The 25,319-nt window shown below is 76.9% G+C and carries 22 protein-coding genes and 1 pseudogene; 16 read left to right on the top strand and 7 right to left on the bottom strand.

Annotated elements, in window-relative coordinates:
- Positions 1–287 precede the first annotated feature (287 nt).
- Positions 288–2,624, top strand: a complete 2,337-nt coding sequence (locus LO771_RS23050) for a GH92 family glycosyl hydrolase (protein ID WP_230745845.1) — start codon at positions 288–290, stop codon at positions 2,622–2,624.
- A gap of 135 nt (positions 2,625–2,759) precedes the next feature.
- Here LO771_RS23050 and LO771_RS23045 read toward each other — a convergent pair whose 3' ends face one another.
- Positions 2,760–3,683: an alpha/beta fold hydrolase gene (locus tag LO771_RS23045; RefSeq protein WP_230745843.1), complete on the bottom strand. Its 924-nt coding sequence runs from the start codon at positions 3,681–3,683 to the stop codon at positions 2,760–2,762.
- A 214-nt stretch (positions 3,684–3,897) separates the two neighbouring features.
- On the opposite strand from LO771_RS23045, the gene LO771_RS23040 reads away from it, so the two are divergent.
- From LO771_RS23040 to LO771_RS23020, 5 genes are all read left to right on the top strand, one after another.
- Positions 3,898–4,128 (top strand): hypothetical protein, encoded by a 231-nt coding sequence (locus tag LO771_RS23040; RefSeq protein WP_230745840.1) that lies wholly within the window; start codon positions 3,898–3,900, stop codon positions 4,126–4,128.
- Positions 4,129–4,487: 359 nt separating this feature from the next.
- Positions 4,488–5,660 (top strand): pyridoxal phosphate-dependent aminotransferase, encoded by a 1,173-nt coding sequence (locus LO771_RS23035; RefSeq protein ID WP_230746085.1) that lies wholly within the window; start codon positions 4,488–4,490, stop codon positions 5,658–5,660.
- 413 nt (positions 5,661–6,073) lie between these two features.
- Positions 6,074–6,637 carry a dihydrofolate reductase family protein gene (locus LO771_RS23030; RefSeq protein WP_230745838.1) on the top strand — a complete coding sequence of 188 codons (564 nt, stop codon included), beginning with the start codon at positions 6,074–6,076 and terminating at the stop codon, positions 6,635–6,637.
- 254 nt (positions 6,638–6,891) lie between these two features.
- Positions 6,892–7,110: a hypothetical protein gene (locus tag LO771_RS23025; RefSeq protein ID WP_230745835.1), complete on the top strand. Its 219-nt coding sequence runs from the start codon at positions 6,892–6,894 to the stop codon at positions 7,108–7,110.
- A gap of 385 nt (positions 7,111–7,495) precedes the next feature.
- A complete protein-coding gene (locus tag LO771_RS23020; RefSeq protein WP_230745833.1) occupies positions 7,496–7,675 on the top strand; it encodes a hypothetical protein in 180 nt (59 codons plus the stop codon).
- 692 nt (positions 7,676–8,367) lie between these two features.
- Here the strand turns inward: LO771_RS23020 and LO771_RS23015 are convergent.
- On the bottom strand, positions 8,368–8,613 hold the full coding sequence (locus LO771_RS23015) for a hypothetical protein (RefSeq protein ID WP_230745830.1): 246 nt from the start codon (positions 8,611–8,613) through the stop codon (positions 8,368–8,370).
- 561 nt (positions 8,614–9,174) lie between these two features.
- On the opposite strand from LO771_RS23015, the gene LO771_RS23010 reads away from it, so the two are divergent.
- The 6 genes and pseudogenes from LO771_RS23010 (at position 9,175) to LO771_RS22985 (ending at position 16,037) form a co-directional block, all read left to right on the top strand.
- Positions 9,175–10,959, top strand: coding sequence for a bifunctional UDP-sugar hydrolase/5'-nucleotidase (locus tag LO771_RS23010; RefSeq protein ID WP_230745828.1), 1,785 nt, complete (start codon positions 9,175–9,177; stop codon positions 10,957–10,959).
- Positions 10,960–11,419: 460 nt separating this feature from the next.
- On the top strand, positions 11,420–12,985 hold the full coding sequence (locus tag LO771_RS23005) for a sensor histidine kinase KdpD (protein WP_230745825.1): 1,566 nt from the start codon (positions 11,420–11,422) through the stop codon (positions 12,983–12,985).
- Between the two features lie 26 nt (positions 12,986–13,011).
- Positions 13,012–13,377: pseudogene (locus LO771_RS23000) on the top strand (roadblock/LC7 domain-containing protein); the annotation flags it as partial.
- A 119-nt stretch (positions 13,378–13,496) separates the two neighbouring features.
- Positions 13,497–13,817: a DUF742 domain-containing protein gene (locus tag LO771_RS22995; protein WP_230746083.1), complete on the top strand. Its 321-nt coding sequence runs from the start codon at positions 13,497–13,499 to the stop codon at positions 13,815–13,817.
- A complete protein-coding gene (locus LO771_RS22990; RefSeq protein ID WP_230745815.1) occupies positions 13,798–14,448 on the top strand; it encodes an ATP/GTP-binding protein in 651 nt (216 codons plus the stop codon). Before LO771_RS22995 ends, LO771_RS22990 begins: the two co-directional genes overlap by 20 nt.
- Entirely contained in the window at positions 14,445–16,037 is a 1,593-nt protein-coding gene (locus LO771_RS22985; RefSeq protein WP_308188981.1) for a cytochrome P450, read from the top strand. The genes LO771_RS22990 and LO771_RS22985 overlap by 4 nt, the downstream gene beginning before the upstream one ends.
- Before the next feature lie 132 nt (positions 16,038–16,169).
- Here the strand turns inward: LO771_RS22985 and LO771_RS22980 are convergent, their stop codons facing one another.
- Positions 16,170–17,114, bottom strand: coding sequence for a DMT family transporter (locus LO771_RS22980; protein WP_230745813.1), 945 nt, complete (start codon positions 17,112–17,114; stop codon positions 16,170–16,172).
- 259 nt (positions 17,115–17,373) lie between these two features.
- Here LO771_RS22980 and LO771_RS22975 point away from each other — a divergent pair, with 259 nt between their 5' ends.
- Positions 17,374–17,691, top strand: a complete 318-nt coding sequence (locus tag LO771_RS22975) for a MazG-like family protein (RefSeq protein WP_230745811.1) — start codon at positions 17,374–17,376, stop codon at positions 17,689–17,691.
- 67 nt (positions 17,692–17,758) lie between these two features.
- Here the strand turns inward: LO771_RS22975 and LO771_RS22970 are convergent, their stop codons facing one another.
- Positions 17,759–18,202, bottom strand: a complete 444-nt coding sequence (locus LO771_RS22970; protein ID WP_230746080.1) for a DUF5709 domain-containing protein — start codon at positions 18,200–18,202, stop codon at positions 17,759–17,761.
- Between the two features lie 304 nt (positions 18,203–18,506).
- Here LO771_RS22970 and LO771_RS22965 point away from each other — a divergent pair, with 304 nt between their 5' ends.
- On the top strand, positions 18,507–19,253 hold the full coding sequence (locus LO771_RS22965) for a beta-glucanase (protein ID WP_230745809.1): 747 nt from the start codon (positions 18,507–18,509) through the stop codon (positions 19,251–19,253).
- A 94-nt stretch (positions 19,254–19,347) separates the two neighbouring features.
- On the opposite strand, the gene LO771_RS22960 is transcribed toward LO771_RS22965, so the two are convergent.
- The 3 genes from LO771_RS22960 to LO771_RS22950 all read right to left on the bottom strand — a co-directional run bounded on the left by LO771_RS22960 (position 19,348) and on the right by LO771_RS22950 (position 21,689).
- Positions 19,348–19,701 carry a hypothetical protein gene (locus LO771_RS22960; protein WP_230745807.1) on the bottom strand — a complete coding sequence of 118 codons (354 nt, stop codon included), beginning with the start codon at positions 19,699–19,701 and terminating at the stop codon, positions 19,348–19,350.
- A 228-nt stretch (positions 19,702–19,929) separates the two neighbouring features.
- The gene (locus LO771_RS22955) at positions 19,930–20,622 is read right to left on the bottom strand and encodes an HAD family hydrolase (RefSeq protein ID WP_230745805.1); all 693 of its coding nucleotides are present in this window, start codon (positions 20,620–20,622) and stop codon (positions 19,930–19,932) included.
- A 206-nt stretch (positions 20,623–20,828) separates the two neighbouring features.
- Entirely contained in the window at positions 20,829–21,689 is an 861-nt protein-coding gene (locus LO771_RS22950; RefSeq protein ID WP_230745803.1) for a CAP domain-containing protein, read from the bottom strand.
- Between the two features lie 705 nt (positions 21,690–22,394).
- On the opposite strand from LO771_RS22950, the gene LO771_RS22945 reads away from it, so the two are divergent.
- On the top strand, positions 22,395–23,801 hold the full coding sequence (locus LO771_RS22945; RefSeq protein WP_230746078.1) for an SDR family oxidoreductase: 1,407 nt from the start codon (positions 22,395–22,397) through the stop codon (positions 23,799–23,801).
- A 494-nt stretch (positions 23,802–24,295) separates the two neighbouring features.
- Entirely contained in the window at positions 24,296–24,712 is a 417-nt protein-coding gene (locus LO771_RS22940; protein ID WP_230745795.1) for a hypothetical protein, read from the top strand.
- Positions 24,713–25,319: the final 607 nt, after the last annotated feature.

The raw sequence follows: 25,319 nt of genomic DNA, 5'->3' as shown, positions 1-25,319 counted from the left end.
TGGTCCGGGGCGGACGCCGCGCGGACGGACCGGCGGCGCCCCTCCCCAGTCATCCGCAGGGGTGGCGGCCCCGCAACCGGTGACCGGGCCGTCCGGAGCCTCCGCCCAGGCCGCGCACGTCCCGGACCTGCGCCGTCCGGGTGAGCCGCAGGCCGCCGCCGCCGCGCCGGGCGGGTGCGGCGGCGGGGCCGACCTAGCCTCCTCGCGAGGAGTGCGAGGAGCGCCTCCGTTCCCGGGGCCGCGCCGTGCGCGGCCGGGAAGGCCGTCGCGTCACGGGAGGCACACCCATGCCCGCTGCACCGTCGTCCGCCCCCCGGGGGCGGCGCCTGCTCCCCTCGCTCCTCGGCGGCGGCCGGGCCGTCGCAGCGGGGGCCGCGGCCTTGGTGCTGCTGGCCGCGTACCCCGTGCCCGGGGCGGACGCCCTGGCGGCGGGCCCGGCGGCCGACCCCGCCGCACTGGTGGACCCGCTGATCGGCACGGACGGGGTGGTCCACACCTTCCCCGGACCGGTGACGCCGTTCGGCATGATGCAGCTCGGCCCCGACACCGCTCCAAAGCGCCCCTACGGCGGCGGCTACTCCTACCCGGCGAAGCGGCTCTCCGGCTTCAGCCTCACCCACGTCAGCGGCCCCGGCTGCCCGGCCGGCGGCGACCTGCCGCTGCTGCCGGTGTCCGGGGCGCCGCCGGCGGACCCCGGCTCGGCGACGGTGGGCTTCTCGCACGCCCGGGAGACCGTCCGGACGGGCTTCTACGGCGTCACCGACGACAGCGGCACCCGCACCGAGCTGTCCTCGGCCGCCCGGGCCGGGATCGCCCGGTTCACCTTCCCCGCGGGGAAGGAGGCCCGGCTGCTGCTGAAGCTGCGCGGCAGCGCCACGCCCGTGGACGGCACGCGGGTGCGGTTCGTCTCCGACCGGGAGGTGGTGGGCTCCGTGGAGAGCGGCCACTTCTGCCGGGCGGAGAACACCTACACCCTGCACTTCGCGATCGTCTTCGACCGGCCGGTGGCGGGCGGCGGCACCTGGCGCGGGGACCGCATCGACGCCGTGGAGGGCCCCGGCGGCCGGGAGGTCTCGGGCGGGGACGGCGCGTACGCGGTCTTCGACCCGGCGGCCGGACGGACCGTCACGGCCCGGATCGGCATCTCGTACACCAGCCAGGAGGGCGCCCGGCGCAACCTGGACAAGGAGGTCGCGGGCAAGGACGTGCGCGCCCTGGAGAGCGCCTCGCACGCCGCCTGGAACCGGGTGCTCGGCCGGATCCGGGTCGCCGGCGGTACCCGCGCCGAGCAGGTGCGGTTCTACACCGCGCTCTACCACGCGCTGCTGCACCCCAACGTCTTCAGCGACGTCGACGGCGGCTACGCGGGCATGGACGGCAGGCGGCACACCGTGCCCGCCGGGCACCCCCAGTACGCCACCTTCTCCGGCTGGGACACCTACCGCTCGCAGGCGCAGCTGATGGCGCTGGTGGACCCGCAGGTCGCCTCCGACATGGTCTCCTCCATGCTCCGCGACCACGAGCAGTCCGGCTCGCTGCCGAAGTGGACGCTGAACAACGGCGAGAGCTGGGTGATGATCGGCGACCCGGCGGACGGGATCATCGCCGGGGCGTATGCGTTCGGCGCGCGCGGCTTCGACGCCCACCGCGCCCTGCAGGTGATGGTCCGCCAGGCGGTGAGCCCCAACCCGGCGCGGCCGGGCCAGGCGGTCCGCGACCGGCTCGGTTACCTGCCGGTGGACGGGAAGGACTGGGGCTGCTGCCACTTCTACGGCACGGTCTCCACGCAGCTGGAGTACGACAACGCGGACTACGCCGTCGCCGCCCTCGCCCGCGCGCTGGGCGACCGGGCGACCTACACCCGCTTCGCCGGGCGGGCGCAGGACTGGGCGAACCTCTTCGACCGCTCGTCGGGCTACCTGCGGCCCCGGCTCTCCTCAGGCGCCTTCGCGTCCGGGTTCACCCCGGGGGCGACCCGGGGCTTCGTGGAGGGCACCTCCGCGCAGTACACGCCGATGGTGGCGTTCAACCTGCGGCGGCTCATCGAGGGCCGCGGCGGCGCGAGGGCGTGGAGCCGCTACCTCGACGGCCTGCTGGCGGACCCCCGCAGGCCCTCCCCCACCCGGGCCGACCTCAACAACGAGCCCAGCATGGGCATCCCGTGGCAGTACGACTGGACGGGCGAGCCGTGGAAGGCCCAGCGGGCCGTGCGCGCGGTGCAGCAGGCGCTGTGGAACAACTCCCCCGCCGGGCAGTTCGGCAACGACGACCTGGGCGCGATGAGCTCCTGGTACGTGTGGTCGATGCTCGGCCTCTACCCGGCCGTCCCCGGGACGGACCTGCTGGTGCTGAACAGCCCGGCGTTCCCGTCGGCGACGGTGTCGCAGCCGGGCGCCGCGCCGTTCACCGTCCGCGGGCACGGGGCGGCGGCGGACGCGCCGTACGTGCAGGGGCTGCGGCTGGGCGGGCGGGCGCACGGCGCGCCGTGGCTGCGCTTCGGCGACCTGCGCGGGCGGACGCTGGACTTCACGCTGGGCCGCTCCCCGGCGAAGGGGTGGGGCGCGGCCGCGTCGGCGGCCCCGCCGTCGGACGCGACCGGGCAGCTGCCCTGGCCGAAGGGCTGAGCGCCGCAGGGCGTGCACGTGCCGGAGCCGGGACCCGTCGCACGGGTCCCGGCTCCGGCGCGTGCGGGGACTGCGCGTGCGGAGGCGGCGCGTGCGGGGGTCGCCTCCGGGGCCGCTCCCGGCGGGCTCCCCGGGTCAGCGCGGCTCGTGGGCGGCGGCGAACTCCCGCACCAGGGCGGCGACGGCCGGTCCCTGCACCAGCAGTGCCGACCAGTGGCCCGCCCGCAGGGTGCGGCGTCGCAGCCGCGGCACCCGGCCCTCCAGGCCCTCGGAGAGCGCCGGGCGGACGTACCGGTCGCCGGTGAGCGTGACCACCTGCACGGGGACGTCGGTGGTGCGCCGGCGCGGGCTGCGCATCCGGGGGCCGAAGTTGGCCCGGTACAGCTCGATGCCGCGGACCGCGTCCCGGGCGAGCGTCGGCGCCGGGTGCCCGGGCCGGGGCTGCACGCCCTCCAGGGCGGCCAGCAGCCGGCCCCAGCGGCGGGCCAGGCCGAGCCGCCAGACGGCGGGGGCGATCCACGGCAGGCGGAAGGCGGCGATGTACCAGGAGTGCGCCGACTGGACGAGCAGCTGCCGCAGCCCGCGCGGCGTGGGGCGGGCCAGCCGCTCCCGGTACCAGAGGCCCACATGGTCGAGGCAGGGCCCGGAGAGGCTGGTGAAGGAGGCGATGCGCCGCCCGGCGTCCGGCTCGGTGACGGCCTCCCAGGACTGGATCGAGCCCCAGTCGTGGGCCGCCAGGTGGACCGGCCGGTCCGGGCTCACCGCGTCGGCGACCGCGCGGAGGTCGGCGGCCAGCTGCTCCAGCCGGTAGCCGCCGCGGGTCGCGGGCGCGCCGGACCCGCCCGCGCCGCGCACGTCGTACCGGACCACGTGGTGGTCGGCGGCGAGGTCGGCCGCCACGTCGTCCCACACCCGGTGGGTGTCCGGGTAGCCGTGCACCAGCAGCACGGTGGGGCGGGCGGGGTCGCCCTGCTCGGTGACGGCGAGCGGCACGCCGCCCGACACGACGGTGCGGCGGCGGGGGCGGGGGTGCGACGGGTCGGCGGGGGCGGTGTCCATGCGGGGAACCTACCGCCTGTCGACAGTCCGTCCAATAGCGTCGCGCGATCCGCCCGGGCCCGTGCCCGCCTACCCGGGCCGCCGCCCCGCGCCCGCCCCTCTCCTCCGTCCCTGTCGGCAGCCGCCCCCGCCACCCGCGACGACCGCCCGCCACCCCCTCCCCCGACGGTGGACAGCCGCGTCACCCCCGGCCGCACCCGTCGTTGTACGGACCGTGGAGACCACGCGCATCCCCCGCCAGCTCCCGCCCCCTGCGGAAGCCACCCGCCCCCGCTCCGCCGCCCCGCCCCCGCCCTCCTGGGGCGACACCCCGCTCTTCGCCTCCCTCGCCGAGCAGTGGCGCGCCGGCGGCCGCACCGTGCCGGGGATGCCCGACACCGAGTGGAACGACCTGACCCGCAGGCCGCCCGGCCGCCGTTTCGACGCGCCGCCCGCGGAGGGCTGACGCGCGGCCGGAAGGCCCGGCCGACGGGCCCCTCGGCCCCTCGGCAGCCCCGGACGGACCCGCCTGGAGGGCACCGCTCAGGACTGGCGGCTGCTGACCGCCCGGGTCCGCGGACGGCCTCCCGCTGCCCGCCACCCGGGCGATCTCCTTCGGTGACCACGCCGTGGTGGAGGCCGACGGCCTCTGGTACCCGGGCCACCTCCTCGAGCAGGAGTTCATGGCGGTGCACTCCTCCGGCAGCGACCTCGCCACCGCCCTCAGGGCGCTCCCGCGCTGACGCCGGTCACCCGTGGCGGGCCTTGGCTCCCGACGGCAGACGCTGGAGGATGACCCTGACGACGAGCCGTGAGGAGCCGCTGATGGGTGCGAGGCCGCTGCTGAACCGCAGGCTGGAGGGACTGGGCACGACGATCTTCGCGGAGATGTCGGCCCTCGCCGCCGCCACCGGGTCCGTCAACCTCGGCCAGGGCTTCCCCGACACCGACGGCCCGGCGGAGATCGCCCGGGCCGCCGCCGACGCCGTGCTGGAGGGCCGCGGCAACCAGTACCCGCCCGGCCCCGGCATCCCCGAGCTGCGCACCGCCGTCGCCGAGCACCAGAAGCGCTTCCACGGCCTCTCGTACGACCCGGACACCGAGGTGCTGGTCACCGCCGGCGCGACCGAGGCCATCGCCGCCGCCCTGCTCGCCCTGCTCGAGCCCGGCGACGAGGTGATCGCCCTCGAACCGTTCTACGACTCGTACACCGCCTGCATCGCCATGGCGGGGGCCGTGCGGGTGCCGCTCACCCTGCGGGCGCCCTCGTTCCGCCCCGACGTGGACGAGCTCCGGTCCCTGATCACCCCCCGGACCCGGATGCTGCTGCTCAACAGCCCGCACAACCCCACCGGCACGGTCCTCACCCCCGAGGAGCTCTCCGCCATCGCCGGGCTGGCCGTCGAGCACGACCTGCTGGTCGTGACCGACGAGGTCTACGAACACCTCGTGTTCACCGGCGGCCACCACCCGATCGCCGCGCTGCCCGGCATGCGCGAGCGGACCGTCTCGATCTCCTCGGCGGGCAAGACCTTCTCCTTCACGGGGTGGAAGGTCGGCTGGGTGACGGCGAGCCCGGCCCTGGTCGCGGCCGTCCGCACCGCGAAGCAGTACCTCACCTACGTCAGCGCCGGCCCGTTCCAGTACGCCGTCGCCGAGGCCCTCCGCCTCCCGGACAGCTACTTCGACACCCTCCGCGCCGACCTGCTCCGCAAGCGCGACCTGCTCGCCGGGGGGCTCGCGGCGGCGGGCTTCCGGGTCTTCGAGCCGGAGGGCACCTACTTCATCACCACCGACATCAGCCCGCTCGGCGAGAAGGACGGCCTGGAGTTCTGCCGTTCCCTCCCCGGGCGCTGCGGCGTCGTCGCCATCCCCAACGTCGTCTTCTACGACAACACCGAGGCCGGCCGGAGCCTGGTGCGCTTCACCTTCTGCAAGCGCACGGACAAGCTGCGCGAAGCGATCGACAGGCTGTCCGGCCTGCGCCAACGGCTCTGAGGCCCCGGCGGGCACCGCACCGCGCAAGGGCCCGCGCAGGGTCCGCAGAGATCCCCGTGGTTCCACCGCGACCACGGCGGAGCGCCCCCGTGGGCCCCGGCGCGCGGAATGCCGGCCGGACGGCGCACGGCACGGGGTCCAGCCGGCCGGGCGCCCCGGAGCCGTCGTCCGCCGGCGGCCGTGCAGGGTGCCTGCGAACCCCCGTCGCGGCTTCACCTGCCTTCCTGCTCCTCCCGTCGCGCGGTGCGGCCTTCCGCTGCCGGGCGGGCGCCGGGCACACGTCGCAGCCCTTGAGTTCCCCTCAACGAAATGGCCCGGCGGGGTGACTCGGCCCAGGGGATCCCGCGGGCCGCGACGAGTCCTGCGGCGTCCGGCGGTCGTACTGTCGAACCCGTTACCGAGGAGGACCTCCCATGCGCAGCGTGACCTGTTCGATGAGCGTCTCGCTCGACGGCTACATCGTCGGGCCGGACGGCGACTTCGTCTGGGCGGCGCCCGACGAGGAGGTCTTCCGCTTCTGGATCGACGAGATCCGACACGTCGGCGTCCACCTGCTGGGACGACGGCTGTACGAGACGATGCTGTACTGGGAGACCGCCGACCAGGACCCGTCGCTCGAGGACTCCATGCTCGAGTGGGCCGCGCTCTGGAAGCCGCTGCCGAAGGTGGTCTTCTCCACCACGCTGTCGGCGGTGCAGGGCCGCGCCCGCCTGGCCTCCGGAGGCGTGGCGGAGGAGATCGAGCGGTTGCGGGCCGAGCCGGGGGAGGGCGACATCGCGATCGGCGGCGCGACCCTCGCCGCCGAGGCGGCCGCGTCGGGTCTGATCGACGAGTACCGGGCCATGGTCTACCCGGTGCTGGTGGGCGGCGGGATTCCGTTCTTTCCCCGACGCGAGCGCCGGGTGGATCTCGAACTCGTCGAGACCCGCACCTTCAGCTCGAGAGTGGTCCACCTCCGCTACCGCGTGGCGCGTTAGCAGGTCCGTCCGCCAAGGCGTAGGGAGAACGGGCCGGTCCGGGAGGCTTTCCCGACCTCCGGCGAGGGCAGGGTGGTCGGGGTGGCGAAGGACAGCAACCGCGCCGACTCCCCCCGGCGGCGGACGGCGCCGCCCGCCCTTCCGAGCAGTCCGGCACCTCTCACGGACCACAGTGCCGTGTGCCGGGGTCACGCCGTCCGGGCGCTTGTGGAAATCATCGGACGCAATTCCGTCGGGCCTGGTAGGAACCACCTGTGGATGCGACCCTGGCCGGACTCATCGGGACGAAGGTCGGCGCGGTGACGGGCTTCGCCGGCGCATGGCTCGCTCAGCGTGCCCAGATACGCCTTCAACGCGAAGAGCGGATGCACCAGGAGCGGGTGCGCTGGCTGGTCGACAAGAAGCCCTTGTTCCGGGACCTGCTGACCGCTCTGCACGGCTGGCACGATTCGCTCGTCTCCGTGTGGCGGTAGGATGCCGGACGGGACGACCTCTCGGAGATCCGCGCTTCGGCGACCAAGTGGGCCGTCGAGTCATCGTTGATCGGCTCGCAACCCGTGCGAGTCGCGCTCGACGACGTGCAGCGCAGGTTCTCCAGGGCGTGCTCGAACTGCTTCGGATTCATGGCCATGCAGTGCGCGATCCCGGCTCGCGATGCAATGACCTCAGTGCCACCGGCGCGCCGGGATATCTCCTCGGCTCCGCTGCCGGAGAGGGAGAACAGCCTCTCCGCCGATCACATGCCGTGATCCCGCTCTTGCTGCGGTTGCGCGGCGCCGGTAGCCTCGGGGCGCCGCAGAGGCGAGAGGGGAGGAACCCTCTTCGCCGGGGCCGGGTTCCGGAGGAGATATGCGGGTCTTGTTCTGGTTCGTCGGCGCCTTTTTCGGCCTGGTCGCGCTGATCACCGTCTTCATTTCCTTTTCGGAGTGGGACACCCGCAAAAAGGATCCGGAGAAGGCGCATGACAGGACTTTCCTGGGATTTGCATGCGTGGGGGCCGTTTCGGCGGGACTTGCGCTTCTCTTCTGGTCCCTGTGAGCGCGTACGCCGCAATCCCGCCGGACCCGGCCGCCCTGTGCACGGCGGCGACGGCGGCATCCGTCCGTGCAGCGGCCGGGCCGCCCGTGGGGACGACGGCCGGCGGGACAAGCGCGGCGGGGAGCACGGGCACGAGCGAGCCGAAGGGCCGTCGCCGTGCGCGGGGAGAGGCCACGGGCGGGCACACCTTCCCGGGTCCGGTGTCCCGGATCGGGGGCGTCCGGTCAGGCGGGGCGCACGGAGCGGCGCGGCGGGAGCGCCCCCCACGCCTGCCGACCCGAGGCTTCCCCGGCAAGCCTGGTGACACTCCGGCAGCTCGACGACCGGACGGCTCGCAGGAAGCCCAATAACTGACTGACCGTCAAGCGTGGACGCAGGAGTCCGGAGCCGGGGAACGCTGCTCGCCGGGACGCACCCTGCGCATCCGCGCTCCGGGGCCCGGGAAGCCCCCCGGACCCCCGGTGGCCCATGGCCCGCGGAAGCCCGTGAACCCGCCGCGCCGACGTTGTCGCCGGCCCCCGACAGCCCCGCCGGCGGACGCTTCACCTGTCCGGGGGCAGGGCGGCACGTGACCGAGTGCGCGCCCGCGGCGGGGCGGGGTGCGCCGCACGGCGGGCGCCGTCGGCGACGGGGCCTGGACGGAGCGGGGCCGCCCGCCCCTCGGGGGGCGGGCGGCCGTCCGGGTACGGGCGTCAGGAGGCCGCGGGGGCGGCAGGGTTGACAGGGACGACCTTCCGCCGGAACTCGGCGAGGCAGGTCTCGCAGTACCGCTCGGCGGCGGGCTCCCCGTCGTCCCGGACGGGCTGGACGGCGGAGTCCCGGTGGATCTCGAGACCGCAGAGGGCGACGTCCGCGCCGCTCGCGACGACGTGCCAGTAGTCGACCGGCCGGTCGTCCCCGGACCGCACCGGACCGTGTTCCGCTCGCATCTCGTGCATTGCCTGCCTCCAGGGCGTCGTGCCGCGGCACGGCCGCGGGCCGCGCTCCGGTCGGCCCGGCCGGGCGGAGCGCCGCCAACCATGCCTACACCCGAACGCTAAGCCGAGTGGGGCGCGGCGGCACGCCGGACCGTCCGACCGGATGAGGCGGCGGCCGGTGCGGGCAAGCCGCCGACCGGGGGAAGCCCGGTCGGGGCACGGGGGGTCCGGCCGGGGGACCTGCATCCGGGGGAACCCGCGGCCCCGGGGAGGCGCCCGGCCCGGCCCGCGAGGTGCACGGGCGGGGGAACGCCCGTACGGGCGGCTGACCCGTACGGGGGAGGTGCGGCCGCGGCGGGGCGCGGCGGCCGGGGGCGGCGGGGGCCTCCGGTTAGCGTGGGCCGCCGCGCGACCGCCGGTGCCGGCGGGGCCGGGCGCCGGCGGCGACGGGGCCGGGCCGCCCGGGACCGGAGCCGTCACGGCACGGGCCGCACCCGTGCTCGGCGTGTCCACCGCCGCTCCACCGGGCGGCGGCGCAGGGGGAGCGGCCTCGCCGCGTCCCGCCGACCGAGAGGGTGCCCCGTGCGGAACCTGCTGCGCCGGACCGTCCTGCCCGCCGCCGGAGCCCTGCTCTGCGGCGCCGCCGCCGCCCTTCCGGCGGCCGCCGCCGACCCGGCCCCCGTCACCGTGCAGCTGCTCGACATCGCCGACTTCCACGGACACCTGCAGCCCCCCGGCCCCGCCGAGGGCGGCACCGTCACCGGTCCCGGCGGCAGGCCCGTCACCGTGGGCGGCGCCGCCTACCTCGCCACCCACCTGCGGCGGCTGCGGGCCGGGCACCGCAACACCGTCACCTTCGCCTCGGGCGACAGCTTCTCCGGCTGGCCGTTCGAGGTGGACGCCTTCCGCGACGAGCCGACCGTGGAGGTGCTGAACCGCCTGGGCGTGCGCTTCTCGGTGGCCGGCAACCACGAGTTCGACGTCTCGCCGGGCTTCCTGGTGGACCACATGGAGCACGGGCGCTGCTTCGGCGTCCCGGACCGCGACAGCTGCTTCACCGACTCCACCGGGCGGCGGTTCCACGGCGCCGACTTCGACTTCCAGTCGGCGAACATCGTCGGCGCCGCGGACGGGCGGCCGGTGCTGCCGCCGTACCGGGTCGAGTGGTTCGCCGCTCCGGGCGGGAGGCGGATCCCGGTCGGCTTCATCGGGATCACCCTCCCGGAGACGCCGGCCGGCTCCACCTCCTTCCAGCCGGGCCTGCGGGCCCTGGACGAGGTGCGGACCGCCGACCGGTACGCGGCGGAGCTGAGGGGCAGGGGCGTGCGGGCGATCGTGCTCAACCTGCACGACGGAGCCGCGCCCCGGGACCCGGAGGCGGGGTACGACGCCTGCGGGGCGGCCCGGGGGCCCGCGATCGACGTGGCGCGGGCGGTGTCGCCGGACATCGACGCGATCACCACCGGTCACTGGCACACGGCGTTCGACTGCACCGTGCCCGACCCCGCCGGGCACCCGCGCCCGGTGGTCGAGGCGGGCCACCACGGCGCCCTGATCTCCGAGGTCGACCTGGCGCTGGACCCGCGCACCGGGGAGGTCCTGCGGGACCGGACCACCGCCGTCAACCACCCGGTGACCCGCGACGTGCCGCCGGACCCGGCGGTGCGCCGCATCGCCGACCACTGGCGCACCCGCGGCGCGGCCCGCCGCTCGGAGCGGCTCGCCCGCCAGACCGGCTCCTTCACCCGGACCCCGGACGCGGACGGCGAGTCCACCGCGGCGGACCTCTTCGCCGACGTGCAGTACTGGGAGGCGGGCCGGACCCGGGCCGGCCGGGCCGACCTGGCGCTGGTCGCGGCCCGTCCGGCCACGGGCTCGACGGCGGTGCGCGGCGACCTCCCGTACGCGGCAGGCGCCACGGCCGGGGACGCGGACGGGCGGGTGCTGCTGGGCGAGTCCTGGGACGCCTACGGGTACGGGAACCCGGTGCTCACCGTGGGGCTGACCGGCCGCCGGCTGAAGGCGGTGCTGGAGCAGCAGTGGCAGGAGCGGCCGGACGGGAGCGTGCGGTTCTCGCCGCTGGCCGTCTCGCGGAACGTCTCCTGCCGGTACGACCCCGACCGGGCCCCCGGGGACCGGGTCGACCCGGCGGGGGTGCGGATCGACGGCCGGCCGCTGGAGCCGGACCGCACCTACCGGGTGGCGGCGCTCGCGTACACCGTGCTGGGGGCGGACGGGTTCACGGCCTTCGCCGGGTACACGGACCCGGTGCGCAACGGGACGGACCACGAGGTGTTCGCGGACTACCTGCGGGCGCACCCGGTGATCACGCCGGCGCCGACGGACCGGGTGCGCCGGGCGGACTGACGTACGGCGGACCGGCGTACGGCAAACCGGTGTGCGGCGGGCGGAGGGGCGTGCGGGGCCGTCCGCACGCCCCTCGCATGCACGCACACCCGTCCGGGACCGCGACGGCGCCGGGGCTTGCCGGGACGCCCCGCGCCGGCGGCAACCGGACGACTATGCTCCCGATTGCTCAGCGCACCGGAACGGTCACTCCTGGTCAGACGCGAGTGCCGCGCCGGGGTGCGCGGAGCCCCGCGAGCGCCGGCCCGGACGGCCCGTTCACCCGATCGGCCGTATCCCGCGGCCCCTCCGGTCGTTGTTCCGGACGCCGCCCGTCCCGGGCGGCCGCCCGCCGACCCCGTCCGCCGACCCGTCCGCACGCCCCGGGCCCGCCCGCGGAGCCCGCGTCCCCCCTCCGGCCCCCGCCCCCTCCGACCTGTTCCGCCGACCGACTCTTCCCTCCGACCGTCCGAGGATGCCGATGGTTCGCACTGGAACACCGCCCGCAGGCCCCAGGTCCGCGCCCCCGCTCGTCTGGATGCTCCCCGCCGCCGTCGTGGCCGCCTGCTCGGTCGGGGCCGTGGTGGCGGTGCAGGCGGCGGCCCGGGTGCCGGTCGCCTGGTGCGGCGCCGCGGCCACGGCGGCGGTCCTGCTGATCGCGGGCGAGACCGCGCGGCGCGGCCGCACCGTCACCGTGCTCCGCCGCCGGCAGGCCGAGCACGACGCCACGCTCCAGCGCAGGCTTGCCGAGCAGGAGGCGGCGACCCGCCGCCTCGCCGAGGCGCTGCTGCCGGAGGCAGTGCTGCGCCTCCAGAACGGCGACACGGCGGCCGAGGTGCTGCGGGCGGCGGCGCAGACCGCGGCGAAGGATCCGGACTTCACCCCAGCGCACCAGGCCGTGCTGCGCACGGTGGTGGACGCCGTGGCGGCCGAGGAGGAGCTCCGCGACTCCGCGCAGCGGGCCTTCGTCAACATCGCCCGCCGCGTGCAGGCGATCGTCCACCAGCAGGCCCAGGACCTGCGGGAGATGGAGCACCGGCACGGCGAGGACCCCGCGGTCTTCGGCGACCTGCTCCACATCGACCACGGCACGGCGCTCATCGGCCGGCTGGCCGACAGCATCGCGGTGCTGAGCGGCGCCCGGCCCGGACGGCAGTGGAGCCGGCCGGTGCCGATGTTCAGCGTGCTGCGCGGCGCGATGTCGCGGATCCTCGACTACCAGCGGGTGGACCTGCACGCGGTCGCCGAGGTGGCCGTGGTGGGCCCGGCGGCGGAGCCGCTGATCCACGCCCTGGCCGAGCTGCTGGACAACGCCACCCGCTACTCGCCGCCGCAGACCCGGGTGCACGTGAGCGCCACCGAGGTCCAGTCGGGGATCGCCGTGGAGATCGAGGACGGCGGTCTCGGCATGGGCGAGGAGGCCCGGGAGCGGGCCGAGCGGGCGCTGAGCCGGGCCTCCGCCGGCATCGACCTGGACGACCTGGGCGAGACGCCCCGGCTGGGCCTGGCCGTGGTCGGCCGGCTCGCCCGGGCCTACGGGTTCACGGTGGCGCTGCGGCCGTCCGCGTACGCGGGCGTGCGGGCGGTCATGGTGATCCCCGGCGACGTGCTGACGACCCTCCCGCCGCCGCGCCCGGTGCCCCGGCCGGGCACCATGCCGCCGCCGCGGCCGATGCCGACCCGCCCGGCGCAGCCGCGTCCGGGCGACCGGGCCCCGGCCGCGGCGCAGGCGGTGCACGCCTCCGGGGCGCAGGAGCCCGGGCCGCAGGACCAGCCGGCCGGGGTGGAGCACGTCGAGCACAACGCGTACGGGCTGCCGCAGCGGCGGCGACGCACCGCGGGCGCGCCGCGGCCCCGGCCCGGAGGGGCCGCCCCGGCGGCCCACGCCCGCGGCCGGGGGCCCGCACCGGCGCCCGCACCTGCGAGGGAGCCCGTGCAGCCGGGCATGTGGCTGGCCGCGTTCCAGGCCGGCGTCAACGGGGAGGCGCCGCCCGCGGCGGTGCCCGCCCGCTGGCAGGGTGACGACTCATCGGACGAGGGGCAGTAGCAGTGGTGCAGCAGAAGCGATCCGACATGGACTGGATGCTCCGGGACCTGGCGACCAGCGTGCCGGGCACCCGCCAGGTGGTGGTCCTCTCCGCGGACGGCCTGCGGATGGCCCAGCACGGCGCCGACGCGGACACCGCCGACCGGCTCGCCGCGGCCTGCGCGGGCCTGCAGAGCCTCTCGGCGGCGATCGCGGCCGAGTTCCCGCACGGCGACGGCCGGATGAGACTCGTCGTCATCGAGATCGACGGCGGCTTCTTCTACCTCATGGCGGCCGGCGCCGGGGCCTACCTGGCCGTGCTGGCCGACGAGGGCGTGGACGCCGGGCTGATGGGCCAGCGGATGCGGGACATGGTGCTGCGGATCGGCGAGCACCTCACCAGCCCGCCGCGCGTCGGCGCGGACGCGGGCGCCGCGCCGTACGCGGGCGTCCCCGGTCCCGGCGGCGGGCCGCTCCGACTCGACGGGACCGTGACGTGAGCGGCGGCGAGGCCGACGACGGCCCGGAGCGCATGTACGTGATCACGGGCGGCCGCAGCGAGGCCGGCGGCCGGGCAGCGGCCGACCTCGACCTGGTCACCCTGGTGGTGGCCCGGTCCGTGCCGGAGCCCGGGATGGCGCCCGAGCACGCCGCCATCGTGCGGATGTGCCAGTACCCGCTCTCGGTGGCCGAGGTCTCCGCCTACCTGGAGCTGCCGGTGAGCGCCGTCCGGGTGCTGCTGGCCGACCTGCTGGCCGGGGGCCGGGCCGAGGCGCGGGCGCCCGTGCCCGCCGCCTCGCTCCCCGACGCCGAACTCCTGGAAGCGGTGATGCATGGACTCCAGAGGCTCTGAGACGCTGCTGCCCGGTCCCCGGCACGAGGTCGGGACTCCCCCCGGCCCCCGGGCCGAGGACGCCCTGCCCGCGTCCGCCGCCTCCGCCGTCAAGGTGGTGGTGGTCGGCGGCTTCGGGGTGGGCAAGACGACCCTCGTCGGGTCGGTGAGCGAGATCCGGCCGCTGACCACCGAGGAGACGATGACCCAGGCCGGGGTCGGCGTGGACGACACCGCCGGGGTCGAGCGGAAGACCTCGACCACGGTGGCGATGGACTTCGGCCGGATCACCCTGAACGAGCAGCTGGTTCTGTACCTGTTCGGCACACCGGGCCAGGAGCGCTTCTGGTTCCTGTGGAACCGGCTCTTCGACGGCGCCCTGGGCGCCGTCGTCCTGGTCGACACCCGGCGGCTGGAGGTCAGCTTCGACGTCATCGGCCGGCTGGAGGAGCGCGGCGTGCCCTTCGTGGTCGCCGTCAACGCCTTCCCCGGGGCCCCGGTGCACCCGGTGGCGGAGCTGCGGGCGGCGCTGGACCTGGACGCGTCGGTGCCGCTGGTCGACTGCGACGCCCGGCTGCGCACCTCCTGCCGGGACGTCCTGCTGACGCTGATGCGCTACCTGTACACCCTCGCCACCCCGGAGCCGCAGTGACCGCCCCCTCCCCCGAGCACGCCCACGGCACCGCCACCCCGCCCCCCGGCTGCCCCGCGCACGGGGCCGACCGGGCCCACGCGCCCGGGCAGGCGTACGCGCCCGCACAGGCCGACGGAGCCGGGCAGCCGTACACGCCCGCACAGGCCGCGGTGCCCCGGCAGGGCGCACCGGACCCGGACGCCGCGGAGCGGGTGCGGTTCTACGGACCCGCCACCGACGCGGACCCCGTCGGGCTCTACGCCGACCTGCGGCGGCGCCACGGAGCCGTGGCACCGGTCCTGCTGGACGGCGACCTGCCGGCCTGGCTGGTCCTCGGCTACCGGGAGAACCTGGAGGTCATGCGGGCCCCCAAGCGGTTCTCCCGCGACTCCCGCATCTGGCGGGACCTGCGCGAGGGGAACGTGCCCGCGGACTCCCCGCTGCTCCCCATGGTGGGCTGGCGGCCCGACTGCCTCTCCGCCGACGGCGCGGAGCACCGGCGGCTGCGCGGGGCGGTGACCGACAGCCTCGACCGCTTCGACCAGCGCGGCATCCGGCGCCACGTGCACCGTGTCGCCCACCGGCTGGTCGACGGGTTCTGCGCCGACGGCCGGGCCGAGCTGCTGACCCGGTACGCGCAGCACGTGCCGATGCTGGTGCTGACCCGCCTCCTCGGGCTGCCCGAGGAGGACGGCCCCGAGCTGGTGCGGGCCAGCAGCGACCTGATGACCGGCACCGAACGGGCCGCGGCGGCCAACGAGCACATCCTGGAGACGCTGCGGCGCCTCGTGCAGCGCAGGAAGGCCGTGCCCGGCGAGGACCTCGCCTCCTGGATGCTCGCCCACCCGTCCCGGCTCACCGACGAGGAGGTGCAGAACCACCTGCGGCTGGTGCTGGTCGCCGCCAACGCGACCACCACCAGCCTGATCGCGAACACCCTGCGGGTGGTGCTCACCGACCCCCGGTTCCGCGCCTCGCTGGCCGGGGTCCGGATGACCGTCGCCGACGCGGTGGAGCACGTCCTGTGGAACGAGCCGCCGCTGACGGCCTGCCCCGGCGGCTGGGCCACCGCCGACACCGAGCTGGCGGGGCGGAGCATCCGGGCCGGGGACATGGTGATCCTCGGCCTGGCCGCAGCCAACACCGACAGCACCGTCCGCCCCGAGGTCTCGGCGCCGGTGCGCGGCAACCGCTCGCACCTCGCGTTCAGCGGCGGCGCGCACATGTGCCCGGGCCAGGACATCGGACGGACCATCACCGACGCGGCGGTGGACGTCCTGCTCCTGCGGCTGCCCGACCTGCGGCTGGCGGTGCCCGACGAGGAGCTGGGCTGGCAGTCGTCGATCTGGGCCCGCCACCTGGAGGCGCTGCCGGTGGAGTTCGCGGCCCGGCCCCCGGAGGAGCGGACGTACCCGTCCGGGCCGCTGGGCGGGGCGGATCCGCGGACGGCGGGCGGAGCGGCGGCGGTGCGGCCGCAGGCCGCCGTGCCCGCCTCCGCGCTCGCGGGGCCCGCCGTGTGGCCGCAGGCGGCGGCGCTGCCGGTCCTGGCGGGCCGGGTGCGGCAGCGCCGCCTGCGGGCGCTGCTGCGGCGGCTGCTGCGGTGGTGAACGGGCGGGGCACGGTGTCGGCGGACGACGGGCGGGGCACCGTGTCGGCGGACGACGGGCGGCGGACGGCCCGGGGCGGTGACGGCCCGGGGCGGTGACGGCCCGGGGCGGTGACGGCACGGGCGGCGCACGTCAGTCCGGCCTGTCCGGCCTGTCCGGCCCGTCGGAGCGGCTCTGCCCGACGGGCCCGACGGGTGCCGGCCGGTCGGCGTCGGGGGCGACCAGCGTCCTGGTGAGCGGCACCCGGGAGAGGCCCACCGCCCCGCAGAACACCAGCAGGGCGCCGAGCACCTGGGGGAGCAGCCACCAGCCGTCCCGCAGCTCCTCCTCGAAGAGGGCCACGCCCAGGGAGAGGCTCACCAGGGCGTCCCCCAGGGTGAGCGCGGGCTGGGAGGCGGCCAGCGGCCCGGACTGCATGGCGTTCTGCAGCAGGAAGAGGGCGCCGACACCCGCCGCGGCGAAGCCGTAGGTCTGCCAGGCCGTGAGGAACGCGCCGGGGCCGCCGGCGGCCCACGCGTGCGTCGCGTCCTTCATGAGGGCGGCGGTGAGCGCGTAGCCGATCGCGGCCGCCGCACCGAAGCACGCCGCCCGCAGGGCGCCGGCCGGGCGGCGGACCGCGGTGCCGGCGAGCACGGCGACGGCGGCGGCGCAGCCGGCCAGGACCAGCACCCAGCGGAACGTCTCGGGCCGCTGCACCCCCGGGGTGGGCGACGCCGCCCAGAGCGCGATCCCGAGCCCGGCGACGATGCAGGCGACCGCCGCCCACCCCGGTCGCGGCAGCCGCCGCCCCAGGACGAGGCCGCCGATCAGCAGGGCGAACGGCAGCTCCAGCACGAAGAGGGGCTGCACCAGGGAGAGCTCTCCGTTCAGCAGCGCGAGCGCCTGGAAGCAGGCGGCCGCGACCACGGCGGCGAACCCGCCGAACCACACGGGCCGGTGCAGCAGTTCGACCAGGAGCGCCGGGCGGAAGCCCCGGGAGAGCGGGACGGTGCGCGCCGCGTACCGCTGCAGGGCGGTGGCCAGGGCGTTGCTGGCGGCGGCCAGCAGGGCGAACAGCACGGCGACTGCGGTCTGCACCGGCTTCTCCTTCGGGTGGCGGCGCTCCATCCGTCACGCTACGTGGCATCCGGCGGCGGGGCACGGCGGGCGGCGGCACGGCGGGCGCCGGCACCGGAGGTGCAGGCGGGGAGGCGGAACCGCAGGACGGTCCCGGGCGCGCACCGGCATGCTGGACGGGCGGACGTCGTCACCGGCGGCCGCCCTCCGGCCGGACGGAGCCGCACCGCGGGTCCGGAGCCGCCGGCCCGGACCACGAACCCCGAGGAGCGGCCCACCCGTGGAGCACGACACCTGGCAGACCGTCGACCGTCTCGTCGCCTGGCTGGACGGGGCGGGCCGGACCCCGTCCGAGAGCGAGCGGCTGCTGCGGCTGATGAAGCTGACGGAGGAGGTGGGCGAGGTCGCCGAGGCCGTCATCGGCGCGACCGGGCAGAATCCCCGCAAGGGGGCGAGCCACACCTGGGACGACGTGCAGCGCGAGCTGTGCGACGTCGTCGTCGCGGCGCTGGTGGCGCTGCGCAGCCTCACCCCGGCGGCCCGGGAGGTGTTCGAGGGGCACCTGGCGCGGGTGGCGGAGCGCAGCCCGGCGGACTGACCGCCGCAGGCCGCGGTCGGACCTCCGGCCGGTCCGGTCAGGGGCCCCGGTCACGGGACTCGGCCGGTCACTGCTCCTCGGGGACGATGTGGACGGCCGCCTCCTCCGCCGACGCGGCGGCCCCGTCGATGCCCACGTCGCTGGCGAACAGCTCGGACTCGGTGTCGGCATGCGCGCCCTCGTCCGGTGCCAGGAGACGGCCCGCGCGCCGGTCGCCGACCTCGTCGTCGAGCAGCTCGCCGTCGGTGCCGACGGTGTCGCCGATGCCGTCGCCGTCCTGGACGGCGAGGTCGGGAAGCTCCCGGGCGAGCCGCCGGTCGAGGCCCTCGCCCCGGTGCTGCTCGTCGGCGGTGGTGCCCCACTCGTCGACGGCGAGGGGGCGCTCGGGCGGCGAGTACCCCTCGTCCAGGACCTGGGCGATCCCCCGGTCGTCCAGGGTGTCCTCGAAGTCCAGCGGGCCGGCGTCCTCGACCACGTCGTCACCCTGGGGCTGGTAGACCTCGTCACCCATCGTGTTCTCGCTCACTGCCGCACCTCGCTTCCGCACCCGGCGCCGGACCGGACGGCCCCTTTCGATCATGACCCCGCGGCGCGGCGGAGGCAAGGCGGCCGGGGTCGGACGGACCGGAACGGAGCGGAACAGGGCGGAACGGGCCGGCCGGCGGACGCGCAGGCCGTGCGGCACGGCGCGGAGAGACCCCCGGACCCCTTGATCACCCCGGCGGGCGGTTTGGGCCGTGCACGGCGTCCACAGCGCCGTCGCGGGCCGTAGCGTCGGGAGGCGTGACCAGCGGTGACCGCAACGGGGAGGTGCCGTGCACGCAGGGAGCACAGGGGGCAGGGACGGCGGGGGCGGGAACGGCGGGGGCGCGGCCGCGGCGCGCACCCTCTTCACCGCCGACTTCAACGATCGGGGGCAGTGGGTCGCGGGCCGGACCTGGGCCTACCCGGACCAGGGTGCGGGCGGCAACCTCGGCGACCACAAGCTGGACCGGCTGCGGACGTCCTGGCCGCGGCGGGGCGGCCTCTTCGAGGCGGTCCGCCGTGCCGACGGCACGGGCTGGGACACCGACCTGCTCACCACGGCGGGTGCCTCGCGCCCCTTCCGGCTGCGGCCCGGCCACGTGCTGCGGGTCCGCTTCCAGCTGCCGGAGCAGCGGGGGGCCTGGCCCGCGGTGTGGACGTGGGGCGTCGACGACGGCCCGCAGGGCGAGGTGGACGTCTTCGAGTACCACCCGGACCGGCCCTCGGTCCTGGAGCTGTCCAACCACCGCGGCGAGGGGTCGTCCCACTACCACGAGGACGCGGCGGTGGTGCGGCCCGGACGCTGGATCGACGTCGAGACGTCGTTCGGCGAGGAGAGCGTGGTGTGGCGGGTCGGCGGGCGGCAGGTCTTCTCGGACGGGGTGGGCGTCGGGCCCGACTGGCGGGCCTGGCTGATCGTCAACCTGTCGGTGTACGCGCCCTCGCCGCCCGCTCCGCGGCCGCAGTACCACGACGGGCCGGCCCCAGGGGTGGGCCGGATGGACTGGCTGGTGCACTCCCTGACGGTGCACGGGTGACGCAGCCCCTGCGGCCGGCGCCCGTGGAGGGGCGGCCCGGGCCGTGCGGACGGCGGGACGGGCGGACGGCGGACCGGGCTGCCTGGACGGCAGGTCAGGCCGCGTACGCGGCGGGCCGGCGGGTGCGGCGTCCGGCCTCGGTGATCCCGACGACCCGCACCTCGCGCCGCGGGTCCTGCACCGCCGGACCGACCGTGATCAGCCCCGCGTCCAGCAGGGCGTCGCAGACGGCGGCGGGGAGCGCCGTGTAGTGGTTGCCGGTGCCCGTCCGCGCGTCCCAGGGCTGCCAGGACACGAAGCTGCGCCGTCCGGCACGGCCGGAGGTGACGACGAGGTGGACCGGCCGCAGCGGGTCGGCGACGACCGCCAGCACGTCCTGTGCGCCGGCGGGCAGGGCGGAGCCGGGGCGGGCCCGGTGGCGGGCCTGGCCGGCGAGCAGCAGGTTCATGGTGCGGCGTACTCCCCTGTAGGCAACGACGGCGGACGGACCCCGAACGGAGCCCGTCCTAGGACTATTGCCCAGGAGCGTCCGGTTCGCACGTCCATTCCTGTCACAAGATCGCGACAGGCGCAGCCTCCCACGCGCCACCGACAACTGCCCCGGCCCGCCGGACCGGTGGGAGCGGCGCTCCGGAGGGAGGGAGGAACCGCCGGTCGGGACAAGGGAACTGACGCGTCAGCCGACCAGGCCGAGCACCGGGAGGAGGGCGTCCGGGCGGCGGTCGGCGGGGAGGTGGTCCACCAGGTGCACGGGGCAGCCGAGTTCGGCGGCCCCCGCGTCCGCGACGGGGTCGTCACCGACCATGAGGACGTCCGCGGGATCCAGGCCGAGCATGTCGCAGGCGTGCCGGAAGATGGACGGTGAGGGCTTCTGCGTGCCGTGCTCGAACGAGAGGACGTAGGCGTCGACGAAGGGGTCCGCGCCGTGGTGGCGGAAGACCGGCCGCAGGTCCCAGCCGATGTTGCTGACCACCGCGACCGGCACGCCGCGCTCCCCGAGCCCGCGCAGCACGGGCAGGGTGTCCGGGTAGGGCCGCCACGCGTCCGGCTCCCGGTGGCGGTCGTAGAGCACGTCGGCCAGGGCGGGTGCGGGCGGCGGGGCGAGCCGGGTGAGGGCGGTGTACGCCGCGCGGTGCCGCCCGGCGTCCAGGTCGCGCTCCCGCCAGAGCCGAGCGAGGGCGGGCGGCACCTCGCGGGGCGGCGGTCCGCCGGGCAGCGCCCCGAGCCCCTCCAGCCGGGCGGCGCACTCCTCGGCGTCGGCGCCGGGGAGGACGGTCCCCGTCCGTTCGAGGACGCCGTTCAGCCACCGGGCGGTGGACTCGATGCGGAACAGCGTGCCGGAGAAGTCGAACATGACGCCCTTGATCATGACGCCCAGCATGGCCGTGCCGTGGGACGCCGGACAAGGGCAGGCCCGGCAGCACGGGAGGAGTGCCGAACCTCCGCCGGTCCTGGTCCCCGGCGGACCGGAGGTTCGGACCGGCGGAGGTTCGGACCGGCGGAGGTTCGGACCGGCGGAGGTTCGGACCGGCGGAGGTTCGGACCGGCGGAGGTTCGGACCGGCGGAGGCCCGCCTCAGCGGGCGGAGCCGAAGTCCTGGGTCCAGTAGTCGCCGGGCTGGGCCAGGCCGACGCCTATCTCCTTGAAGGAGCAGTCCAGGATGTTGCGCTTGTGGCCGGGGCTGGACATCCAGCCGGCCATGACGCTCTCGGGGGTGCCGTAGCCGTAGGCGACGTTCTCGCCGTACGAGGACCAGGTGTACCCGGCGCGGGTGATCCGCTGGTCCGGGGAGGAGCCGTCGGAACCGGTGTGGGACATGGTGCGGTGGGCCGCCATGTCCTCGCTGTGGGCCTGGGCGGCGGCGGTGAGGCGGGCGTTCACCGCGAGCGGGGCGCAGCCGGCCTTCTTCCGCTCGGCGTTGACGAGGGTGACCACGCGGGCGGTGGGGCCGGAGGGCGCGGTGGCGGTCGGCGTGGCGGGGGCGGAGGTGGCCGGGGCGGAGGGCTTCGCGGGGGCCGTGGCCGGGGCGGAGGGCTTCGCGGGCGCTGGGGTGGCGGTCGCGGAGGGCTTCGCCGGGGCCGGGGTGGCCGGGGCGGAGGACGCGGCGGGGGCGGACGTGCTCGGTGCGGCGGGGGCGGACGTGCTCGGCGCGGCGCTCCGACCGGGCCGGGCGTGCCTGCGCCAGGCGTCCTCGTGTCCGGTCCGGTAGTGCCCGGCCCATGGCCGTCCCTGCTGCCCGGCCCGCTGCTGACCGGCACCGGCCTGCTGCGGTGCGGTGCGGGCGACGGGGGCGGCGCGGTCGTACCGCGGGGCCCCCTGGCCGTCCGCGCCTCCGGTGTCGCAGGCGAGCGCGACCGTGGGGGCGCCCACCGCGACCGCCGCGAGGACGGCGATGGCCGTGTTGCGGCGGCGGTTGCTCCTGCGGTGCTTCGTCATGGGTGACCTCGTTCGGTGGTGCGGCGTACGGCGTGCGGCGCCCCTCGGGGCCCGGTCATTGTGGGAAGGCCGTCCGGGCGGCGGCAAAGCCGTCCGGTACTACGCGGGTCCGTAGGCCGGGCCGGGCCTTGCGGCGGCCCCGGGCGGCGTGCGGGGCCCGCCGGGCCCGCCCCCGCGCCGGATCCGACGCCGCGTCAGGCGTGCCGCACGGAGCGGGCGGCGGGAGAAGGGCGGGGAACGGCCGCGGGCACGGTCCGGCACCCGCCGACCCATGTCCGTTTCGCTCCGTTACGGGGTTTTATGCCGCCCCTGGCCGTCCACTACGGCGCCTCGTGGAGGATCCGGAGCCCTGTGACCGACCTCACGGCACCGGGGTGGCGGGCGGCGACGCCCGGCCGCGGTTTGGCGGGGGGTGCGGCGGTACGTAGAGTTCCGGCGGAGAACGGCAGGATCGGGCGAGCGAGGAAAGCGGCACCGGGGATGACGGCGAGCATGGAGGGCCTGGGCACGACGGTGCCGCCGGCGAGGTCCGCGACCGGGGGCGCCCCGGCGGAGGGCACCCTGCCCGGGGACGGCGCGGCCAGGGGCGGCGCAGCGGACACGGTGCCCGCAGGGGCGGCCACCGGAACCGCGGGCGCCCCGGACACGGACGTCCCGGACACGGGCACGCCGGACACGGACGTCCCGGGCATCGACCCGGCGCGCATGGCCGTCTGCCTCGGCGTCCTGGAGGAGCTGGACCGGCTGCCGCTCGACCACCCGGACGCGGTCGCGGTCCGCCGGGCCACCTCGGGCCTGTACCGGCTGGTGAAGCAGCGCCGCCGCCAGGAGCGGCGGGCGGCCAAGACCGACCACGACCGCGCGGTCACCGAGGCGACCGCGACCGGCGCGGCCGGCCGCATCGACGACGAGACGCAGGGCCTGCCGCTCACCAGCAGCACCGCCGGCGAGATCGCCGGCGTGCTCCGGCGCCCCCGCTCCTGCTACATATGCAAGCAGCGGTACACGGAGGTGGACGCGTTCTACCACCAGCTGTGCCGGACGTGCGCGGCGGAGAACCGCGCCCGCCGCGACGCGCGGACGGACCTCACCGGACGCCGGGCGCTGCTGACCGGCGGCCGCGCCAAGATCGGCATGTACATCGCGCTGCGGCTGCTCCGCGACGGCGCCCACACCACCATCACCACGCGCTTCCCCAACGACGCGATCCGCCGCTTCACGGCGATGCCGGACAGCGCGGAGTGGCTGCACCGCCTGCGGATCGTCGGCATCGACCTCCGCGACCCGGCACAGGTGGTCGCCCTGGCCGACTCGGTGAGTGCCCAGGGTCCGCTGGACATCCTGATCAACAACGCCGCGCAGACGGTGCGCCGCTCGCCGCGGGCGTACGAGGAGCTGATCGCCGCCGAGTCCGCGCCGCTGCCGGCCGGCGAGCTGCCCGAGTCGGTGGTGCTGGGCCGGTTCGGCCCCGGCAGCCACCCCGCGCTGCCCGGTCCGCGGCGCCCGGAGCAGGGCGGCCTGACCCCGGAGGCGATCACCGCGCTCGCGCTGACCAGCGGTTCGGCCTCCCTCGCCCGCATCGAGGCGGGCACCGCGGTGGACGCGGGCGGCCTGGTGCCGGACCTGGACGCGGCCAACAGCTGGAGCCAGCGGGTGCACGAGGTGGACCCGCTGGAGCTGCTGGAGGTGCAGCTCTGCAACGTGACCGCGCCGTTCGTGCTGGTCAGCCGCCTGCGCGCCGCACTCGCCGCGTCGCCGGCCCGCCGGACGTACGTGGTGAACGTGTCGGCGATGGAGGGCCAGTTCAGCCGCGGCTACAAGGGCCCGGGGCACCCGCACACCAACATGGCCAAGGCCGCGCTCAACATGCTGACCCGCACCAGCGCCGAGGAGATGTTCACCGACGGCATCCTGATGACGAGCGTGGACACCGGCTGGATCACCGACGAGCGCCCGCACCCGGACAAGATGCGCCTCGCGGACGCCGGTTTCCACGCCCCGCTGGACCTGGTGGACGGCGCGGCGCGCGTCTACGACCCGGTCGTCCGCGGCGAGCAGGGCGAGGACCTGTACGGCTGCTTCCTCAAGGACTACGCCCCCCACCCCTGGTGACGTGGGGGCCCCGGTGCCGCCGGGCGTCGCCGCCCCCGCGCGGGGCCCCCGGCGGCAGCAGGAGCGGGCGCCGCGGTGCGGTACGGGGCCGGACCACGGGGTCGCGGTGCGGGGCCGGCGCCCCGGGGCCGGGTCTCGGGTCCCGGGCCCTGGGGCGGGACGGCCCCGCGCGGTGGTCAACGAGGGCGCGGCGGCGAGGACACCGCCTCCCCGGTCAGGGGGTCGCCGCCAGGCCGCCCGCCCGCTGTGCCGGGGTGGTCAGCCCTGCGGCCCGTCCTTCCTGTGCGGCGTCCCGGCTGGTGACGCCGGCGGCTGCGCCCGCGCACTCCACGGGCGGGGAACCAGGCGGACAGCTGCGCCGGGAACTCCGCGCCGCAGGCGCCGGGAGCCACGGGACTGCGGAGACGGCTGGGCCGTCACGAGAACGCCGCCGCCGGGAACACCTGCCGAGGCGGGCCGACACGACCCAGGACCCGGGCATCGTCCCGAACCGCATGACGGCGACCTGCACGGTCGAACGCGGCTGCGCGACGCAGGCCCGCGACCTCCTGGCCGGCCACCGGCCCACGCTGCCCGAGCAGGGGCCGGCGACCGACGGGTCCGCCACCGTCCGGCATGCGGAGGACGAGCACGGTCCGTTCTCCGGCGGGATCGTCGCGCGGGCGGACCCGACGCGGCCACCCGGGCCTCACCACCGCGGACTCCGCCGGGAGGGGCTGGTGGCCGGCGACCGACGGAGGGGGTGGTACGGGGAGGACCGGAGCGCGCCGTTCGTCCTGGAGGTCGCCCGTCGGTACGACCAGCAGGGGCCCGGCGCGGCATACCGCAACGACGCCGTGAGCGCGATCGGGCAGGACGCCTTCCGCTCCGCCGAGGGCCGCGGCGGGCGCCCGGCCGGCGCGTGGCTGTGAGCGGAGGAGCTGCGCGTCGACCGCCACGGCCCGCGGGAGCGACCTGCTCCGGGCCGACCGGCCGGTCCGCCGCCTCCCCGCGGGCGGCCACGGCCGACCGGTCCTCGGCAGCCCCGCCCTGCAGTGCCTCCTGCCCCGCAGCGCTCCGCTCCCACCCGCCCGGCGAACCGGGCGGCGCACCCCGCACCGCTCAGGAGCAGAGAACGACGTGAACGACATCCCCGCCCCCTCCTCGCCGGGCAGCTGGTGGCCGCCCTCCGGGACAACGCCGTGGAGGGGGCGCGCCGAGACCGAGAAGCGCTACCTGCGGAGCGGGCTGGACCACATCGGCGTGCCGCTGCCGGCCATGCGCGGGGCCGTGCGGTCCTTTGTCCGCGCCCGCCCGCGACTCCGACGCTGCGCCTGCGCGGGGAGTGGCTCGGGCGGGCGGACCTCGGCTACGACCGGCTGCAGGGCGTCCACCTGCCCCCCCCCCCCCCCCCCCCCCCCCCCCCCCCGCGCCCCCCCCCCCCCCCCCCCCCCCCCCCCCCCCCCCCCCCCCCCCCCCCCCCCCCCCCCCCCCCCCCCCCCCCCCCCCCCCCCCCCCCCCCCCCCCCCCCCCCCCCCC

The organism is Streptacidiphilus sp. ASG 303 (assembly GCF_020991365.1).
In the GTDB taxonomy this organism is placed as follows: domain Bacteria; phylum Actinomycetota; class Actinomycetes; order Streptomycetales; family Streptomycetaceae; genus Peterkaempfera.
The sequence above is the reverse complement of the archived record's forward strand: the minus strand, read 5'-3'. Positions and strand labels throughout refer to the sequence as shown.

Excerpts from the sequence above, each read along its gene's own strand:
- LO771_RS23050 (WP_230745845.1), top strand. The coding sequence starts at position 288 with ATGCCCGCTGCACCGTCGTCCGCCCCCCGGGGGCGGCGCCTGCTCCCC.
- LO771_RS23045 (WP_230745843.1), bottom strand. The coding sequence starts at position 3,683 with ATGGACACCGCCCCCGCCGACCCGTCGCACCCCCGCCCCCGCCGCCGC.
- LO771_RS23035 (WP_230746085.1), top strand. The coding sequence starts at position 4,488 with ATGGGTGCGAGGCCGCTGCTGAACCGCAGGCTGGAGGGACTGGGCACG.
- LO771_RS23030 (WP_230745838.1), top strand. The coding sequence starts at position 6,074 with ATGCGCAGCGTGACCTGTTCGATGAGCGTCTCGCTCGACGGCTACATC.
- LO771_RS23015 (WP_230745830.1), bottom strand. The coding sequence starts at position 8,613 with ATGCACGAGATGCGAGCGGAACACGGTCCGGTGCGGTCCGGGGACGAC.
- LO771_RS23005 (WP_230745825.1), top strand. The coding sequence starts at position 11,420 with ATGGTTCGCACTGGAACACCGCCCGCAGGCCCCAGGTCCGCGCCCCCG.
- LO771_RS22995 (WP_230746083.1), top strand. The coding sequence starts at position 13,497 with ATGTACGTGATCACGGGCGGCCGCAGCGAGGCCGGCGGCCGGGCAGCG.
- LO771_RS22990 (WP_230745815.1), top strand. The coding sequence starts at position 13,798 with ATGGACTCCAGAGGCTCTGAGACGCTGCTGCCCGGTCCCCGGCACGAG.
- LO771_RS22970 (WP_230746080.1), bottom strand. The coding sequence starts at position 18,202 with ATGGGTGACGAGGTCTACCAGCCCCAGGGTGACGACGTGGTCGAGGAC.
- LO771_RS22960 (WP_230745807.1), bottom strand. The coding sequence starts at position 19,701 with ATGAACCTGCTGCTCGCCGGCCAGGCCCGCCACCGGGCCCGCCCCGGC.
- LO771_RS22955 (WP_230745805.1), bottom strand. The coding sequence starts at position 20,622 with ATGATCAAGGGCGTCATGTTCGACTTCTCCGGCACGCTGTTCCGCATC.
- LO771_RS22950 (WP_230745803.1), bottom strand. The coding sequence starts at position 21,689 with ATGACGAAGCACCGCAGGAGCAACCGCCGCCGCAACACGGCCATCGCC.
- LO771_RS22945 (WP_230746078.1), top strand. The coding sequence starts at position 22,395 with ATGGCCGTCTGCCTCGGCGTCCTGGAGGAGCTGGACCGGCTGCCGCTC.
- LO771_RS22940 (WP_230745795.1), top strand. The coding sequence starts at position 24,296 with ATGACGGCGACCTGCACGGTCGAACGCGGCTGCGCGACGCAGGCCCGC.